The organism is Listeria sp. LM90SB2 (assembly GCF_028867355.1).
GTDB lineage: Bacteria > Bacillota > Bacilli > Lactobacillales > Listeriaceae > Listeria > Listeria monocytogenes_B.
In genome coordinates this window covers 347,924-365,572 of the sequence record NZ_CP046449.1, presented here as the reverse complement: position 1 = coordinate 365,572, position 17,649 = coordinate 347,924, and the positions used below count along the sequence as shown (strand labels likewise).

The following is a 17,649-nucleotide window of genomic DNA, read 5'->3' as shown; positions in this document are numbered from 1 at the left end:
ACTGTCCCTTAGCATAAGCAAAGAAACAGCAGCCGCGATAAATTTTCCGGTCACTTTCACATTCACTTCCCTACGCTTGCACTAACAAACAGGTTCAAAGGGTCAGAAAGCATTACCTTCCTATCTCAGCCAGAATCGGCCCCCCTAGTTTTTCTTATTAAGTTGCGTTCATCATAACATAGAGTTTTACCGCTGTAAATCCCCAAATGTAATAAGCTCAAACCCATTTTCAAGAAGCCAATCCCGCACCCGCGCGTCACAAATCGTCGCAAGCTCGCGGCACCGCATCAACGTATAAGAAGAATTATCCAGCACAAATTGATCCAAAAAACCGACATCAAAATGCATCTCAGCGATTTCGTTTGGCGCCAATTTTAATAATCCGAAATCATCGTTAAGGAAGTTCTCAATCGAGACACCGCCGTTTGTGTATGGGAGTGCGCCCGATTCCAATAGTTTAGTAATTGGTAAATAACCTTCCTGATCTGGCCATTTTTTATCACCGCTGTATTTTAAAGTGGTGTGAATCCCGAACTCACGCGCAATATCAAAGAAAGCTTGGTCAACCGTTTCATCACCGATTGAGTGGCAGTCAATGTGTTCTGGGTAGTGACCAGTTAGCGCTTTGAATCGTTCCATTTGAGCGATGGTTTCCGTGCGCACATCTTCGTATTGGAATTTCAGTTCAGGGTTAGCCCGGTAATATTTGGAACGATGGAATTCCCCGTTTTCGTCGACAAGTGACGGGATTTCCGCCGGGTCCGTGCATGGTTTTCCGAGTAAGAAATTTGTGTGTTGCCCGATGAATAGGTCTGGGTGGTCTTTTGCGAGAGCGATTGCGTGCTCGGCAGTTTCTAGGTTTGGCATGAGTAAAGTGGATGTTGTGATGCCGGTTTTGTAGCTTTCGATGATGCCGTGGTTTATGGCTTTGGATAGACCGAAATCGTCTGCGTCGATGATTAGTTTTGGCATGGGGAACCTCCTTATTATAATTAAAAAAACAGACTACAAATTTATTAATTTCTTAACAAAAGATTGCCTCTTATCAACTAGCATAACTATAAGCTAATCTTTCCAAATCTCTTTAACAATTAATCCATAGTTCCAATCTTTCAATATACTATTAAGAAATACCTTAATTTACTCTAATTCCCTTAATTAATTTTATCAATATCTTTTTGAAATAATAGTCTTTTAAAATTAGAGAAAACTATCTTTTCAAATCCTGGAATAACTTCCTCAAAATCCGCATAAATCTGTTTAAAATTGCTTGGATAAACAATACTTTTCTCTTTTCTCGCAAAAGGACCATCCGTTTCAAATAATAATTGGGACTTAGGAATGCTTTTAATAATATCAATACCATTTTTCGAAGTAAGCATTTTATGATTTACAGAAAAAAAATATCCTGAATCTGAAATATCTTTTAGCATGTGTTTTCCCCCAGTATACCAATGAAAGATTGCACTTTTAACATTGTTGCTTTTAAGAATTTGCAGTACTTCTACCTCAGCTTTTCTGGAGTGGATCGAATACACATTTCCTTTGTTATATTTTGGGCTAGTTATTTGTTGAAATATTTCTATTTGTTGTTCTTTAAATTGTTGATTCGATTTAGAAAAATCCAGCCCTACTTCTCCAATATATCTAGTGTACTGTAGCCCTCTTTCAAACGCATTCTTATCAAAATCATATTCCCCTACCATATCTGGATGAAATCCTACTCCTAATCTTACATATTTATAATTATCATATTCATATCGAGTTTTCAAAAATATTTCTGGCAAATAAGTAACAAAAATAACATATATCTTCAACCGTTCGTATTCTCTTGCAATCTTTATTGGCTCTGAATAAAAATCTATATGCACATGAAGATCAATGTATCCCATATTTCGCAATAAACCTTTCGTATTCAGATGCAAATTTATCAAACATTACTTTTTTATATCTCAAGTAATTATTTTCCTTATGGAATTTATGCTGGTTATTTGATATTTCACCAAAAATCTCTTCATTTTTAATTGCTTCAACATAAGCATCGAAATACCCTATATTGTTAATGTAATCCTTTAAATATTTTTCCGACGCAGAAGCTACGTTTTTATAACCCACAAAATATTTAGCGTCAAAATGCTCATTATCATATGCTGCCAAAGATATTTTCCTTAATATACATGGAATACACGCACCACATTGTCCTGTGTGGTTATACTCTTTTCCGACCCTACTTTTTCCACATGTAAAAGTATTTTTTATTTGTGATTTAAATTCCAGATTCATATTTTCAACAATTTCACCTTTCGTTTCGTATTCAAATTTATTTACTATTCGAATATCATATCCAAGAGTATCTAAAAGTTTATTGTAGAGAAAAATTGTCTTAGGATGTGTAGTTTTTGTTGTGTATCTGCCAAATTCAGGGTTTAAAGATAGTATACCATTTTCATACATTCTAATTTCTTTGACAGAATTAGAAATAGCTTTTGATATTGCTAGGGATAAATATAGTAAAGATCTAGTTGATTGAAAGTAGAAAATTTTAGGCTTTTGATATTTATTCCTGATATCAACCTCACTACCACCTGCAGAAAAAATCTTTCTATAAAAAGACTGTAAGCGCTTTTGGTATGTTCTTTCCTCGGCTTTATTAACATATCCTACATAATCACTTGAAATATTATTTAAGAAGTTGTAATAGGAGCCTGCAAAAGAATCTAATCCACCTGAAAATAGTGTGATACACTCTTTTCGAGGACTTGGGAGTTCTAATGGAAAGGCGTCAAATAGTTCTTCATTTTTCTCAAAAGACATCTCAAATAGGTCTCCTGATACCCAATTAAGTAATTCTATTAATTCCTCTCTAGATTGATTCCAACGATCCACATCATATACTTTTGCAGATACAGATATCCTCCGAGGAATTTTATTACTTTGGTTACCTGGTGTAGAAATATCTCCATCGAACACTGTTAACATAACGTTAACCATATCACATGCATTACAGCGATCAAATTTATTCTCATACCAATAATTTGTAGCCCCATCTATAAACTCTGAAAAATGTTGGATTTCACTCATTAAAAGCCACCAAAATTTTTTAACTTATCAGCGATTTTATTATTTATTACAGCTAAAGTTGTTTTACCTAATACTAAAGCTGGAATTTCTGTCTTTATATCTTCCTCAAATAGCTTATCAGCAAGAGGTTTTATAAACTCTTTTCGAATTTGTGGAATAGTTATCCCTTCCTCCAAAGTTTCCAAAGCTCCTTGCATAGTGTTTTCTAAAGATAAAAAAATGATTTCATACAATAGTTTCTCTACAAAGTAAGTTTCATTTTGTTCAGCTTTAACAGTTTCTCCTAGCGCTATTTTTAAGGCCTTCAACAAAACATCTGATATTCCAGTTACATTATCCTGTTCAACCAACTCCATTATCTCATTTATCCATTGTTCTCTTTTAATAAAATCACTTGTAATCTCTTTACACTTATCTTCATCTAGGTCATAAATCTTTGAAAGCTTCCCGCTTACAACACCTATAATACTTTGATAGACTTGTTCCGAAATTTCTTTTTCAATAAAACCAGTTTTTATTGTGCTTGTTATTTCCGGCAAGTGTAGTTTAGCTTCTTCAATATTCTTTCCTTTAAGAATATTTTCAATAGACTTATCAATTCTAGCTCTATTAGTTCCCATAAAATCACTCCGTTCTTATAAGTTCATAATTTTATTCTTAGCATCGAGATATTAAATATTCAAAAACGACCTTAATTTTTGATCACAAATTTCACATAAAAAAATATCACTATTTTATTTGAATCGGATCTTATCTTTCCAGAAAGTTTTTATTGGATGATCTTTATACTCTTTCATTTTTACTAATTCAAAATTCAATGCTGACACTTTTTTTATCAGGTTTTCATTTTCAATTTTACATATTTTCAATAATTCCTTATTAGCTTCAACTTCCATCTTATTCTTACTCAATTTCTCTATTACAGTATGTTTATTTTTTATTTCTAAATCCAGATTATAATTTTCACTTATTAGCTCCTTATTTTTCTTCTCCAGTTCTAATTTTTGTTTTTCTAGTTTTCTGAAGTGCAGTTCCATTCTTTTTTTTTCATTATGATAGTTTTTAAATTCCAAGTACTTCTCTCCCCACACTGAAGTTTCATCGATTTTTGCATCAGAAATAAATCTTCCGTATAAATGAAATTTTATATCTGAGTAACGATTAATTACCTTTTGAACATTCTTTAAGTATTCCTTATCGCTTTGGATATCCTCATTTAATAACAACTTTTTAGATATCTTACATTCTATAGTTGGAATACCCTTCCTGTTTAGCGCTTCAATCTTCTTTTGCTCTGTTTTATGGCTTACCCAGATTTCTATAGCTAATATTCCCTCCCACTTATAAAAATAATAGAATGGATATGTACTTTTCAATACTATAAGAATATCAACTAAATAATACTGACCTTCATCATTAATATAATATTCCAGTTTAGCCTCTTCTACTTCAAGTATAATTACTTCACCATCTAATGTTTCTATACAAAAAATTTTCAAAGTAGATATAGCCTCTTGGTATGCCTTATGTGTAACAGTCATTTCCTTTCCTACTCCATCATGAGACGAATTTGGATAATATGCAAAATGAGGACTTCTTCCATTTTTGCTTCCACTTTTCGGTGCAATCTTTTGCTTTATTTTACTTGTTCCATCATAAAAAATTAACTTCTCTTTATTCTTTAAACTATACCTATTTCTATAAACTAATGCTTCGTATATATTAAATCTTCTGGTTCCTATATATCCAAAAAATTTCCTTACCATATACATCTCACCACTTCTTAGTGTTTGTTTTAAATTATTTGCCATTCAAACTCTGCTTATCAAGAAAACAAGAAGCATAACAAACGTTCGCCTCTTCCTATCTTTTTAAATAAACTTACTCTTCTAAAATCCATTAATTATGATACCTTCCACTTTTTTATGAAATATCAAATCTAATGCTAGAATTTATATAAATTTATTACACTTTCCAAATATTAACAGCAAGTTCAGCTAACTCAACTTGCCTTTCTTTAATTACATCTATATTCCATTCATCATAATCTAACAACTTCCTTGTCAACTGAACTTCCGAATATTCATAAATATCTTTCTTATCATTAAATATTTTATTGGTCGATTTTTTATTATATTCGCTTCCCAATAGAGTAAGATTTCCAATCTTCCACAAATATTCTTCATGTTCTTCTTTAATGATATCCCATCCATCTGCTTTTATAGGCATTATGTGTTCAAGGTGGATTTTATTATTATCGTTTAAAACAGCAATTTCTTTAGAGTAACTGTCATTAATTTTTTTTAATATGTATCTTAATCTAAGTTTATTTGTAGTTTTAAAGCTAGAAAAGTTATTCAAAAAAACATCATCTGCTATAATATTAGTTCTAATCAGATTAATAATTTCTGTAACACTCTCAACCTCTTCTTGATAAATTTTAAAAGCTATTTTTGAAAATTCTGTTTCATATTTATTTGCTACCAATCCGGATATAACAAAATTTCTTACAACCAGAACTTCAATAGCAGAAAGAACCTCATAAATCTCATTAGGGCCATAATCTTTCTTTACCATAGCTAGAATAATTGGATAAAATGATTTTGCTCCTAATCGCTTTAAATCATTTAAAACTTGCTGAGAATCCGTCTCAAAAAAATTATCTTCTGCAGGATTTTTCATTCCTCCATAAACTTCTGATAATCTAACTAGATCATCTATAAAAATAATTGCTTCAAATTGAGTTGTTATCTTTTTTCTAATTTCTTTATATAAATCCTTTTCTCTAATAAATACATTTTGAGAATTCCAAAAATGTCGAATATACTTCGTGGTATCAACCGTCCCTATAAATTCCAACATTTGTTTCCAATTTTTTTTAACTTCTCCAACCTTTTTATTGGCAATTTTAAATAAGTGATTTTTTAATAAATCAGCAGTCTCCAAATCTTTTCCCCTTGCATTTAATGTTTCAAAAATAATAAATGCCTCATTAAAATCATCTGTTTCTACAAACATAACTGAGCATTTTTCTGTAAAAGTACTGAAAAATGTTTTTAAAAGACCATATTTATCCTCAAGAAAATCAGAAGAATTTATTTCTTCTTCTAATTTTTTATAAAAGTAGTTATAAGCAAAATTTATTCTTTTTTGAGATTTAGTTGCTTTTTGAAGACCTAGTTGTTCGGAAGAAACCGATTGTATTCTATTTGAAAAATAGCTTTTATCATTTTCACCAAGTATTAATTTCCTCTCATCCCTAGTTTGTGTATACCTACCGATAAATTTCGTAGTAATGTCCTGCGCATCAAATTGTGCATCATCCCAGCCTGCATTATACATCTCTGTGAACAACTCTCTCATCGCAGCTAAAAAGATGACTGCTGTACTCGTTCTTTGCTGACCATCGATTATTAGTTTCGCTTTTTCTTTTTTATCTACATGTATTACAATTTGTCCAAAAAAATGACTTTCAGTTTCACCATTTATGATTTGACTTAAGTCCATCCATAAGTCTTCTAACTCTGTTTCTTCCCATGAATATTCTCTTTGATAATTAGGTATTTTATAAATATTCTCCATTATGTATGAACCTAGACTTCTAAAATTACTATTAATAATGCTCATATTTTCATCCCCATAAATTCTTTATTTAAAATTCATCTTCCTACTTCTATTATAGTTGAAATAACGCTTCCAAATGTGAATATTTAATTACATTTATTCATTAAAAACAGGGGTAAAAAGATATAAAAATATACTTTTTATTAATTTAAGTGAAATAATACACAAATGAACCAAAAAACTACTTTTGATACTTAAAAAACAATACACATTTGTATAGGTGGGTTATATGACTAGATCTTTTTAAATTTTTATTATGCTAGTTTTCAAAATCCTTAATAGCATATTATTAATAAATGCATCTTTTTCGATTTCTCACACAAAAACTAAGAAATTTCTATCAATATCTTCAATATTTTTATTTTACGTGATATATCCTTCAAATATAACCTTCACCGCTATATTAATCCATTCTGATACTTTCTTTACAAATAACAAGAACCTCTTTTTGCTCTTCCAATTCTTCTTCCCGGATATGCTTCATCCAACTTTGAACAGCTTTTGCAGTTCTGGATTCAAATGCATCCGCTAATTTATCTTGAATAAATTTTAATTCATCTCCAATTTTTTCATTTCCTTTTTGAATCATAGCTATTTCTTCTCTAGCTTGCTGAGTTAGTATTCCTACTGATTTTTTTGCATCTAGCTTTAAGATTTTCAATCGAACTTGTTTTTTCAAAGTACTTTCTGCTACAAGTAAATTCGAACGTTCTTTGGCAGTTAAATTTTTTTCTTGAGTTCTCGCTCAATAATTTGAAGTGATAGCTCAAATCATAAGATGTATCCCCAATTGCACGTGCGTATTCGCGTTGATAAGTATTGCTATACATATAATCTCACTTCCTTTTAATTGTTATTAGAAATCCATTCTCCTAAACTTGTATTTGTTTCTCGAAAAGACTGCGCTGCATCAACAAGCTCTATTTGAAAATTTTTCAATAGTCTACGTGTCTGATGATTCATTTCATAATATTTTTCAAACTCATTCGGATTATAAAAACAATAAACTCCATTTTTATATTTTGTACATAGTTCTGTTAAAACATCATCTATATCCCAGGTAGTCAATTCACTATAAACTCCACCAATTCTTATTTCTTCCTCTAATTGATTTTGTATTTTCTTGGAACCTATTTGTAGTTTTTCTTCAAGGTTCTCTAAGTCATCATTATTCGTTTGTAGTGACTGAATAATATTATCAATGTCTTGAGCATGTTTAATAATAGAATCTACATCTACTTTTAACTTCATCGTTCCATCGCTAGAAAAACAGCCTTCAAATGTTTCATTGTAGTGCCCTGGAATAGCTCCAAAAACTCCTTTGACTCCAACTTTGACGTTATTTCGTTCCGCTATATATTGGGAACCTACAATAGGTGAACTAAATTGATCAAAAGTTCTAATCATGTCATCATCATGAGTGAAATCAATAATTGAATTATTATAAAAGCCATCACGAACTTTCTTTTGCTTATCTTCAGGTAATAATTGATAAATATTAGGAGCTGCGTATGTAGTCGCATTAAAATCGTATAAAATTGAATTATAATGCGATAGCGCTCCGCCTAAACTATGTCCAGTAGAAGTAGGATTTTTAGGATTAAATTCTTTTAATACCTCTTCTGTCCATTCTTTAGAGACTTGGAAAGGATTTTTTGATTTTCTATCTAAGCTAGTTCTAGAATTTTTCCCTGCAAATACATTAATAATATCACTGCCAAAATCTTTTGACTCTTTTGTTCCGCGATAGACAAAAATCATGTTATTATGGTTATAATAGATTTTACCATCTTTTCCTTTTTCTTCTGGAATAACTGCAAAAGCTTGTGTGTTAGTAGCTCTATCATTTAATTTTGACACTACTTTCCAATTACTTTTTGTTCTATAACTTAGTTCAATGTTAATTTTTTTACTATTTAATGTGCCATCTTGATAAACAGCCTCGGAAAGCTTGAAATATTCTTCATCAGTGAAAGCTTTTTTAGTAGTCAACTCAATCATCCTTTCATCTCTGGAGGTCTTTTATGTCAAAACGAACTAAAATTATTATACTAGTTATTGTGCTAATTATCACAATGTTATCCATTCTAGGAGGTTACTTTTATATGCAACATCAAGAGCAAGAAAAAAAAGACCTAGCTTTCTTTAATGACCAAAAAGAAAAAATAACGATATATCTTAAATATAATATTCCAGACTTTAATACAGTTACTTTCACCAATGAAGAATTTAATCCTATTGGTATAAGTATTGATGGATACATAAATAATGATAAAAATCTGAGTTTTACTGCGGGGAAAGACGTCAAACTTTTTAGTTGCTCTGATGAACTTGATAAAATGTTTAAAGACCCTAGAAAAGGTTACGATGAAATTATAGAAAAAGAAGAGACGTCCTTAGAAATGCCAAAAGAAAAAACTAAGACAATTAATGAAATTCTATCCGATTTAAAATCTTATGAAGACCAAATAATCAGTCGAAATAAAATATAATTCATACTAAAAAAGACAAGCTACTATAGAAAATAGCTTGTCTTTTTATATCCAAATTTATAGTCTAAGTTCCTTTTCCAAACATTCAAAAACTAGTTCTAAATTTTTTGCCGGTATCTCTGCAAACGCATCCCCAACCGAAACCTCAAACGCACAAACATCCGCCGATTTCTCCTGCAAATACCCCGAAATTCCAACTCCAGTTTCATCCTGAATCTTCGTCAAAATCGCCCCAATCTCATCAGCCGACTTCTCAAAATAAACATGAAACATATTAGAAACCGGCACTTCCGGCACAGTCTTCACGCCCGAACACGAATTAAATCGCTCAGCCAATCCTTTCGCCGCTTCAAAATATTCCGCCATTTTCCCAATCCGTTTTTCAAAATAGTAATCCGCGGACAAAATATACGGATACAGACTAATCAAATCTCCGCCATACCGTCGTTTCCAGATTTTCGCCTCTTGCACAAAATCATCATTCCCAGCCAGAATCGCCCCAGCAATCCCGCCAATTCCTTTGTAAAACGACACATACACACTATCAAACAGCGCACAAATTTCTTCCGCAGACTTCTGATAAAACGGCGTGATTTCCCATAACCGTGCCCCGTCAAGATGCAACGAAATACCCTGTTCATGGCAATACTCCGAAATCTCCTCAAGCTCTTCAAAAGAAGGCAGCTGTCCACCAATTTCTCGTTGAGGAAGTTCGATAAGCACACTAGAAACTGGCTCGCGAAGGCTTTTAATATCGTCAATTGTCAAAAGCCGATTCGCCGTACCAAGTAATATTGGCGTGATTTGCTGCAATTCTTTTAGCCCATCTTGCTCGTGAATCTCCAAATGCGAAAGCGGATGATATGCCACGCGCCGATTCTCTTTCCGGTCAGCCCAAATCCTTAACGCTATTTGCTGAGCCATCGTCCCACTTGGGAAAAACACCGCAGATTGTTTCCCGAGAATTTTCGCGATTTTTGTTTCAAAGTTTGCAATAACTGCGCCATTTCCGTAAATATCGCTTTCTAGGTTATCATCAATATTTTGAAGTGCTTCTGTCAGAACACCTACATTGCGCGGACCGTTCCCGCCTAGTTTATAAGGTGTTTTTTGGTAGCTGGTTTTTAGTGTTGTTGTCATTTTGGTTCACTCCTTTTACGATATAATTGATTGGTTTTATTTCTAGGGTCTCATCGAATAAATTATCAATAATCTTCAGTTTTGGCGCTGTATTATAATCATATACCCGATAAATTTTATAAAGCTCACCTTTTATTCTCGCAACATTTAATTCATTATCTGATAAATAAAATGGAGCATCTCTATTTCCTGTCGTTGTTTTAACTTCGATATAAATCTCAATCACTTCATTTGATGCATCTGGATTTATGTCATAGGAAATAATATCATATCCATGCCCATCACCACTTTCAGAAACATGAGTGATTTTATCTGCATAAGATTTTGTAATAGTATTCTTCATTAACCTTTCTCTTTCATAATTAATTACCAAATACTCTCCTTGCAATCCTTTTTCCGTATTTCTAATAGCTTCTTTCGCATAATCTCTTTTAGTGATGTAAGGTGCTTTTTCTTCCTTAACTACCGAATTTCTTGAATGCGTTTCTTCTTTACCTAAAACTAATTTACGCTTTTTTTCTATTTCAAAGATTTTCTCTGATTTTGCTTTTTCGCTTAATTCATTGAAAGTTCCATTATTAATTATGAAATCAATTGTAGCTTCTATACCTTTTTTGTCATCCAACATTAAATGACCTTTTAATTCTTTAAATACAGTGAGCATTTGCAGCAAATCTTGTGATAATAAATCATTATCAGTTTCTTCCAAATCTTTAATATCATAATATTTACTATAAATATTACAAGATTCATAACCTTTCACAAGATTAGTATAACGAGATTCCTCCCGGCCGAGGTTAATTGGGGCAATTGTAAAACCATTTTCAGATTTTAACGTGGATAAATTTTCCTGCCAAAAACGAGCAATTTTCCCTAAAGTCAATTTAGTATTTTTATAATTTTTATTTACATATGTGTATCCTTGATTTAAAGATAAATATACACCTTGGTAATCATTTGTAAACAAATAAACTATATTAACTCCCTCTTGTACACTTGTGCTAATTTCTTTATCATGCACAGCAATCCAAGGTACATTTGCCCAGCCTCCTGTGCCAATGGATGCAGATATATTATAGTCATTTCCTAACAAGAAGGTTTCAAAGACTGTTTTCGCACCTTTCTTAAAATTTTTCGCTACTTCATTCCCAGCCATTGGATGATTAGTTATCTGTTCCCCGTAGTTTTCTTGCATGTATTTTAATAATCTCACTAAGTTCATCACAAACATCCTTTTTACAATATGTATTTTCATCTTCTCACACATATTATACCTAAGAATGTAAGATTATTGTGAATTTAACTATAAAAGCATCTTTTTAACAAAAAAACTACCCTCCTGAGGAATCCTCAAAAGAATAGTCTTCACAAATAAATCTTTAAACATAGGTGGTTACAACGGACTTCCGATTCCCGCTTAATATAGTTTAATTTTTCTTATATGTTTCCTGAATCAAACTGTTCTCTTTGTCATCCACTTTTTTCAAAACTAATTTCTCACTTTCAAGCTCCATAGAAAGTACATAATCTCTTTTTTCTTTAGTATCCACACGGTATTCATTTCCTTTTTGCTCACTTTTCGTTATCTCAATACCATCCTGTGCTTCAAGCATTTTAAGGACTTTTTGCACGTTCTCTTTTTCACTTTCTGTTTCATAACCATACACTTTTTTACTAACTACCGGACCATCATATTGGTATTTATCGCCATCTTTTTGTTTTAATTTATAAGAATTCGTTATGGCAACTTCATCATCAATATACAATTCTGTTACATTACCATCTGCATCCATGTCCAGATCCACACTCATCTTACTTGCCATACCCGTATCTTTTAAATTCGTCCCGTCACTCGCACCTACACTAACCGATTCCAACTTCCACTTCCCAGTAAATTTGCTATCAACAACCTCTTTACCACATCCTACTAACAAAAGACAAATCCCTAAAAATATAATACTTACTAACTTTTTGCTCATCTTGTTGCTCTCCTTTTTTTAAATTTTTTCTTATTAAGATTCTTCAATATGATTTGTACAATTATTCTATAGCTACTGAGTATTTTCAAAATAAACATCATAATAAAAAATCAGCGTCTAAGAACAATACTAATTTATAACAATGCCTATATATTGAGCATTACATAAATCTTTACTTCTAATTTAACTCTCTGTCATTCAAGAAACTTTACTCTAAAATATCTGATTAATATAAGTAAAAAACTAAAAAATATTCCTATCCCCCAAATTATTGCACTTAGTTCACCCCAACCTTTGAGATTGATATTAGCATCGATTAAATTGAACAAACCTACAATAAACATCATGATTATTGGGATTGTTAATAAAGACACTTGTATTGCTTCTAACCAATCCTTAATATTTTTATTTTTGTAGTCGTTGAGAATATAAATTATTAGCCCAAAAACAAATCTATATAAAATAATAATAATAAAGACAAAAGGGGCTATATCAATTAACAATGGAAAAATAATACCTTCCATTATCTTAAAAAAGGGCCCTTTCGACACTTCTTTCTCAATTATATAATAGAAGCTTATAGCCATAAAGCTAACTATTACTATATTCGAGATAAATAGTTTCAAAGTAAAATTATTCTTACGTAAAAACCAATTTACCTCATAAAAAATGAAGTCTATAGTCTCCGGCATTTTTGTAACTTGAACAAGTTCTGCTTTTAAAGCCTTCAAAAATTGCTTTTGCCTTTTTCTAGCAACCTTTTTCTTTTTAGCATACTCTTTTAAAATATAATAGGGTATTTCATAACTTATTATAGAATAAGTTAAAAAATCTGTTAACGTAAATAATAACAGGGCTATTGCTATCATCCAAGAAAGTACCGATAATGTTATTTCATTAATGGTCATTGTTTTTTGCACTGTGTAATACGTATTAAAAGACAGTACTACATTTGTTCCTATCATTACTATTAGGTTAATACTTTTTTTCCTAAATTTCCTTGTTTTTTCTCGTTGTGGAAAATGAACATAAAAAGCATATAAAGTTGTTATTAGTAAAACTAAAGTTGTCCCTTCTATTATTGCTGGATTAGTAATAGACAAACTAAAAAAAGCTTTTTTTGTTAACCAATGTACAAAAAATCCCCATATAAATGTTAGTACTACATTGATAAGCAAGTTTGCCAAATTTTCTTTCTCAAATTTTTGCCATCTATAGTTTAAATGTAGAAAGTAACAGCTCAATATTTTCAACAAATTATAAGTTTCCTTTCTCCTAATTACAAAGAAAATACTACAAAAGGAACACATAAAGAGTAATAAATAATAAATAAACTTAATGTTTATTCCAAATAGCATATAGAAGAAAACAAATATTATCATTAAAAAAATGCTACAAACTACTAATGCTGCTATATTTTTAATCAAACCTTTTCCTCGTTTACCTAGTTGAAGAAAATCTATGGCATTTTCAAAATAAATTAAAGGCCCTACAAAAATATTAATAAAAGAAATTACCCTATTTGATATTTTCATGTTGTTCTCCTATATTATGAATTTAAAAATATAATGAATACTGCTTTACTTATGTTTAATAAGTTTATTTCTCCTAGACCAGAAACAAAATAATTAGCTGATACCAAAGATATCATTATCTATATACACTCTCAAAAGGTTCATTCCATCTTTCGCATCAGCCTCCCCTTCACCCAAAATCACGTATTCACTATTTCCTGTTTAGCAGCTCGCATTATTTCCAACCTATTTTGCACAACAAGCAATGAAGGATTCTTCTCCAAATCTCTGCATCTCCAATAACATATAATCGATACTTAGCTCTTGTAACAGCAACATTCACAATATTTTCATTCACCCAATTTACTGCTCCAGACGCACTAGCATCGCAACCTAATAAAAAGACTACCTCTCCTGATTCTTTACCTTGAAATTTATGGACAGTTCCACAATGAGTATCAAGCCACGCATCCAATAATGATTTGCCATAACGTTTTAGCGTAGAAGATTTTTTAGCTTCTTGTACAAATCCTCTTATTACTGATGTGAAAGGAGAAATAATGTAAATATCAGCTTTACCTTTCTGTTTTTCAAATGCTCGTTCAACAACTGTTACAGCTTTTCTTGCTTGGTCAGGAACATGATGATTTTTATTGCCAATTTCACTACCATCAACAGAAATCCAAACTGACTTTTGAAAGACTAAACTTTTTTCAACTGATTCTTTAGGGGCAGCGGTTTGATAAAGCATCGTGTTATCATAAGACAATTCATTCGAGATAGCAAACATTGGATTTAAACATCGCCGATGAATAACTAACGGGCAACCCACCCACTGTTTTTCACTTCGATCATTTGAAGAAAGAAAACTCCCAATATAATTTAAACTGTCGGCAAAACTTTGAACGGAAATCATCTTTCCCTTATACCATGAAAACTCTTCTCTAGCGAATAGCTCCATTAAAAGACTCACATCATCTGTCACCACTGGCTCTACTTGCTTAGGATCACCAACAACAATAGCTTTCTTAAACCGCCAAAGTGCGCCAACTGCCATTTGAGGAGTAGCCTGTCCAGCCTCATCAATAATTAATTGACCTAAACTTTCCGGCTGCTCTATATCAACCAAAAATTTACTAACAGAAGCAAATGTAGTTGAAATAACCGGTGTCACAAGAAAAATTGTATTTAGTAGTGCTTTAAAACAATGCCTCCTGTCATTATCTGTAAAACGACAAAACTCATTATCTCTATTCTTCTTAAATTTCCACAAGTAACCCAAATTAACTAGATTCGACTTCACTTTTTTTGAAGTTAAAATAAAATACTTATTCACCTGTAAAGCTAAATAGAATAATTTCTCTCTTTCTCGGTCATATTCTTTTGTCACCCATGGATTTGCGAGTTGCGCTTCTAATTGAGTTTCCGTATTTTTATCATGTAGTTTAGCAAAAAATGCTTCTCCAAGAGCTATCGTCCCACTTTGCTCTAAAACTTTTATTTCTTTTTGACTCTCTAATTCTACATTCTTTGCATCTTCTCTAAGTTCTCTCAATCTTACCCTATTTTTTTGAATTTCCTTTTCATATATAAAGATTTCCTGATGTGCTTTTTTGAATTTATTTTCCAACTTATCTTTATACATTTTTTGTTCGAAAAGTATGTTTTTTTGTTTAGAAATTACTTCTTGTTGTTTTTGCTCAACCAAAATCGCAAACTTTTCATCCTTTTGTAAAGATAACAGTCCACTCTTTAGTTCTTCTAGACTTAGTAAACGTTGTGTTTTAAAAAAACGCTTTAATACTATCTCATGAATCTTTCTCTGGTCTTCTAATTCCATTATTTCTTTCGCTATTTCTGTAATTTGTTCTCTTATAATACTAGTTTTCTTTTTTAAAAGAAGAAGCTTATTCTCTTCTACCTCAAGCTGAAAATAAGTTTGTTTTATTGTTGGAGAATATTGATTCAATTCATTCTCATGTCTCATCTTCTCTTTATTAAAGTAATCAATTTGGTTCAAAAACTTTTTACTTTCAGTATAAATATGTTGAATTTTACGATCAATTGCTTCTAATTTAAACCTCTTTTTTTCATTGATTCTTGTACTTTCATGTAAAAATCGTTGAAAATTAACAACGTTTTGATATTGGTTTTTAAATTCCTTCTTACATTTTTCAAACTCTTTATAGTTCACTTCTTCAACCTTAGTTATACTCTGAATTATAGGCTCAATTACCTGATAATAATAATTTGATAAATTTGCTCGTTTTCCTAAAGGAGCAGATATCAATCCCCACTCATCCAGTAATTCTTTGTTTCCGATGTTGTCATAATTATGTTTTAATAGATGAGCAAGTACGGTAAAATAGACATCGTTTCTTTCTACAAGCCTTTTTTTCATTTTGTTCATATCATCACATGTTTTAACATAGAAAGAAAGTTTTGTTTGCTGTTTTCGTTGATCAAATAATTGTTTAATTTCTGCAGTTTCTTGAGAATTAATTCCACCCATTAGACCATCATAACCTGGTAATTCCCTGGTAATATTTTCAACTGCAGCATTGTTAGATGATGCAACTAACATACTAAAATCATTAATACTGCTATCTTTAAAATCATAAAAACGTCTATTATAATTATCGTAGCCCCTGTCTTTCTTTCCACCATCATTAAAGGCCTTTGTATCAAATGCATCGTCAGCGTATTTATATTCTGCTAAAAGGGCCGCTCTTTCTACTACATTATGTGCAATCAATTCCTTAAGTAAAGTTGTCTTACCTGTTCCTGGAGGGCCATTTACGGAAAAGACTTTTTCTTCATTCTGTAAATACGCATTAATTGCTACTTGTTGCATTAACACTGGCGAATACTTAGAAGGCCATTTTCCTTTTGGTCCATTCAAAGGGTCTAGAATTTCTTTTAATAAATCATCATTTTGTCTAATATCTTTACGTTGCTTTTCAAGCTTGGTTTGATTGCTTTCCTCATGAAGTGAGGTAACATAATTAACGAAGTCATAATTACCTTCTTCTGTGTTTAAATTATTTAATACTAACTCAAAATCATTTTGAAAAAAGCTCGTCATTAATTCACTATAATCTTCCAAAATATCATTATGTTTATCATATTCCGCTTGATCTTTAAAGCGAGTATAGATCATTTTATTATAGTAGTTTTCATAATTTTCGCTTGAAGTAGAAACATACTTCTTTATAAATACATTTACAATATAATAAAATATTTCTTTTAACTTGTCGGCAGTGACCTCATTATCATCTTCATCCTCAGGAAAAAATTTTGCTTCAATGATAGCCATCGTTCTATAGTATTCTTCTAACCTCAGCTTTGTTTTAAGTTTATCAGGATAGTGACAACAAATCGTCATTCCCCACAACAGTGGCGATAAACGCAGTGACTCTTTAATGTACAGTCCCTCTGAATTAACTTTTAATGCAAACATAGCAATATTTTCCGCATTATTTTCAACAGTTTCTTTACCTTTGAATTCTTGATAAAGTGTATCAATAATAATTTTCCTTTGCATCCGACCAACTACAATATGAAAATCACTACTAGTAATTGGTAATTGTTCATTAAGTTTTTCATTATCTTTAATCTTCTCTTTAATGGTTTGTTGATCTGTTACTTCCTCAAAAATAGTTAGTTTGTTTTGATTTAGCTCTTCCATTTTTGATAACTGTACTTTTCTATCTTCCATGTTTTGTATTGGAAACGCTTTTTGGTTCAAAAATTCTATTAATCGCCAAAATTCAATAATTTCCATGGCTTTTAGTTGTTTTGTTTTCATAACTGCCCCCG

14 protein-coding genes and 1 riboswitch are annotated in these 17,649 nt (G+C 31.3%); of the genes, 1 reads left to right on the top strand and 13 read right to left on the bottom strand.

What is annotated here, in order from left to right; translation table 11 throughout:
- Positions 1-50: 50 nt before the first annotated feature.
- Positions 51-156: riboswitch (TPP riboswitch) on the bottom strand.
- Between the two features lie 30 nt (positions 157-186).
- The 8 genes from GL301_RS01730 to GL301_RS01695 form a co-directional block, all read right to left on the bottom strand.
- Positions 187-972, bottom strand: coding sequence for a ChbG/HpnK family deacetylase (locus tag GL301_RS01730; RefSeq protein ID WP_010958716.1), 786 nt, complete (start codon positions 970-972; stop codon positions 187-189).
- Positions 973-1,154: 182 nt separating this feature from the next.
- A complete protein-coding gene (locus GL301_RS01725) occupies positions 1,155-1,901 on the bottom strand; it encodes a TatD family hydrolase (RefSeq protein WP_010989414.1) in 747 nt (248 codons plus the stop codon).
- Complete coding sequence (locus tag GL301_RS01720; protein WP_274758829.1) at positions 1,879-3,081, bottom strand: adenine nucleotide alpha hydrolase family protein; 1,203 nt, start codon at positions 3,079-3,081, stop codon at positions 1,879-1,881. Before GL301_RS01720 ends, GL301_RS01725 begins: the two co-directional genes overlap by 23 nt.
- Positions 3,081-3,701 carry a hypothetical protein gene (locus tag GL301_RS01715; RefSeq protein ID WP_003724242.1) on the bottom strand — a complete coding sequence of 207 codons (621 nt, stop codon included), beginning with the start codon at positions 3,699-3,701 and terminating at the stop codon, positions 3,081-3,083. The genes GL301_RS01720 and GL301_RS01715 overlap by 1 nt, the downstream gene beginning before the upstream one ends.
- A gap of 114 nt (positions 3,702-3,815) precedes the next feature.
- A complete protein-coding gene (locus GL301_RS01710) occupies positions 3,816-4,892 on the bottom strand; it encodes a hypothetical protein (RefSeq protein ID WP_009929357.1) in 1,077 nt (358 codons plus the stop codon).
- A gap of 154 nt (positions 4,893-5,046) precedes the next feature.
- Complete coding sequence (locus tag GL301_RS01705) at positions 5,047-6,708, bottom strand: DUF262 domain-containing protein (protein WP_010989412.1); 1,662 nt, start codon at positions 6,706-6,708, stop codon at positions 5,047-5,049.
- Positions 6,709-7,108: 400 nt separating this feature from the next.
- On the bottom strand, positions 7,109-7,384 hold the full coding sequence (locus tag GL301_RS01700) for a hypothetical protein (RefSeq protein ID WP_003724239.1): 276 nt from the start codon (positions 7,382-7,384) through the stop codon (positions 7,109-7,111).
- Positions 7,385-7,551: 167 nt separating this feature from the next.
- On the bottom strand, positions 7,552-8,697 hold the full coding sequence (locus GL301_RS01695; protein ID WP_003740394.1) for a hypothetical protein: 1,146 nt from the start codon (positions 8,695-8,697) through the stop codon (positions 7,552-7,554).
- A gap of 113 nt (positions 8,698-8,810) precedes the next feature.
- Between GL301_RS01695 and GL301_RS01690 the strand changes: the two genes are divergently transcribed.
- Entirely contained in the window at positions 8,811-9,197 is a 387-nt protein-coding gene (locus tag GL301_RS01690) for a DUF1433 domain-containing protein (protein WP_026747109.1), read from the top strand.
- 57 nt (positions 9,198-9,254) lie between these two features.
- On the opposite strand, the gene GL301_RS01685 is transcribed toward GL301_RS01690, so the two are convergent.
- The 5 genes from GL301_RS01685 to GL301_RS01665 form a co-directional block, all read right to left on the bottom strand.
- Positions 9,255-10,337 (bottom strand): threonine aldolase family protein, encoded by a 1,083-nt coding sequence (locus GL301_RS01685; RefSeq protein ID WP_048666727.1) that lies wholly within the window; start codon positions 10,335-10,337, stop codon positions 9,255-9,257.
- A complete protein-coding gene (locus tag GL301_RS01680; protein ID WP_048666726.1) occupies positions 10,294-11,559 on the bottom strand; it encodes an MrcB family domain-containing protein in 1,266 nt (421 codons plus the stop codon). The genes GL301_RS01685 and GL301_RS01680 overlap by 44 nt, the downstream gene beginning before the upstream one ends.
- 205 nt (positions 11,560-11,764) lie before the next feature.
- A complete protein-coding gene (locus tag GL301_RS01675) occupies positions 11,765-12,316 on the bottom strand; it encodes a hypothetical protein (RefSeq protein ID WP_048666725.1) in 552 nt (183 codons plus the stop codon).
- A gap of 194 nt (positions 12,317-12,510) precedes the next feature.
- A complete protein-coding gene (locus tag GL301_RS01670) occupies positions 12,511-13,851 on the bottom strand; it encodes a hypothetical protein (protein WP_048666724.1) in 1,341 nt (446 codons plus the stop codon).
- 214 nt (positions 13,852-14,065) lie between these two features.
- A complete protein-coding gene (locus GL301_RS01665) occupies positions 14,066-17,638 on the bottom strand; it encodes a DEAD/DEAH box helicase (RefSeq protein ID WP_274758828.1) in 3,573 nt (1,190 codons plus the stop codon).
- Positions 17,639-17,649 lie beyond the last annotated feature (11 nt).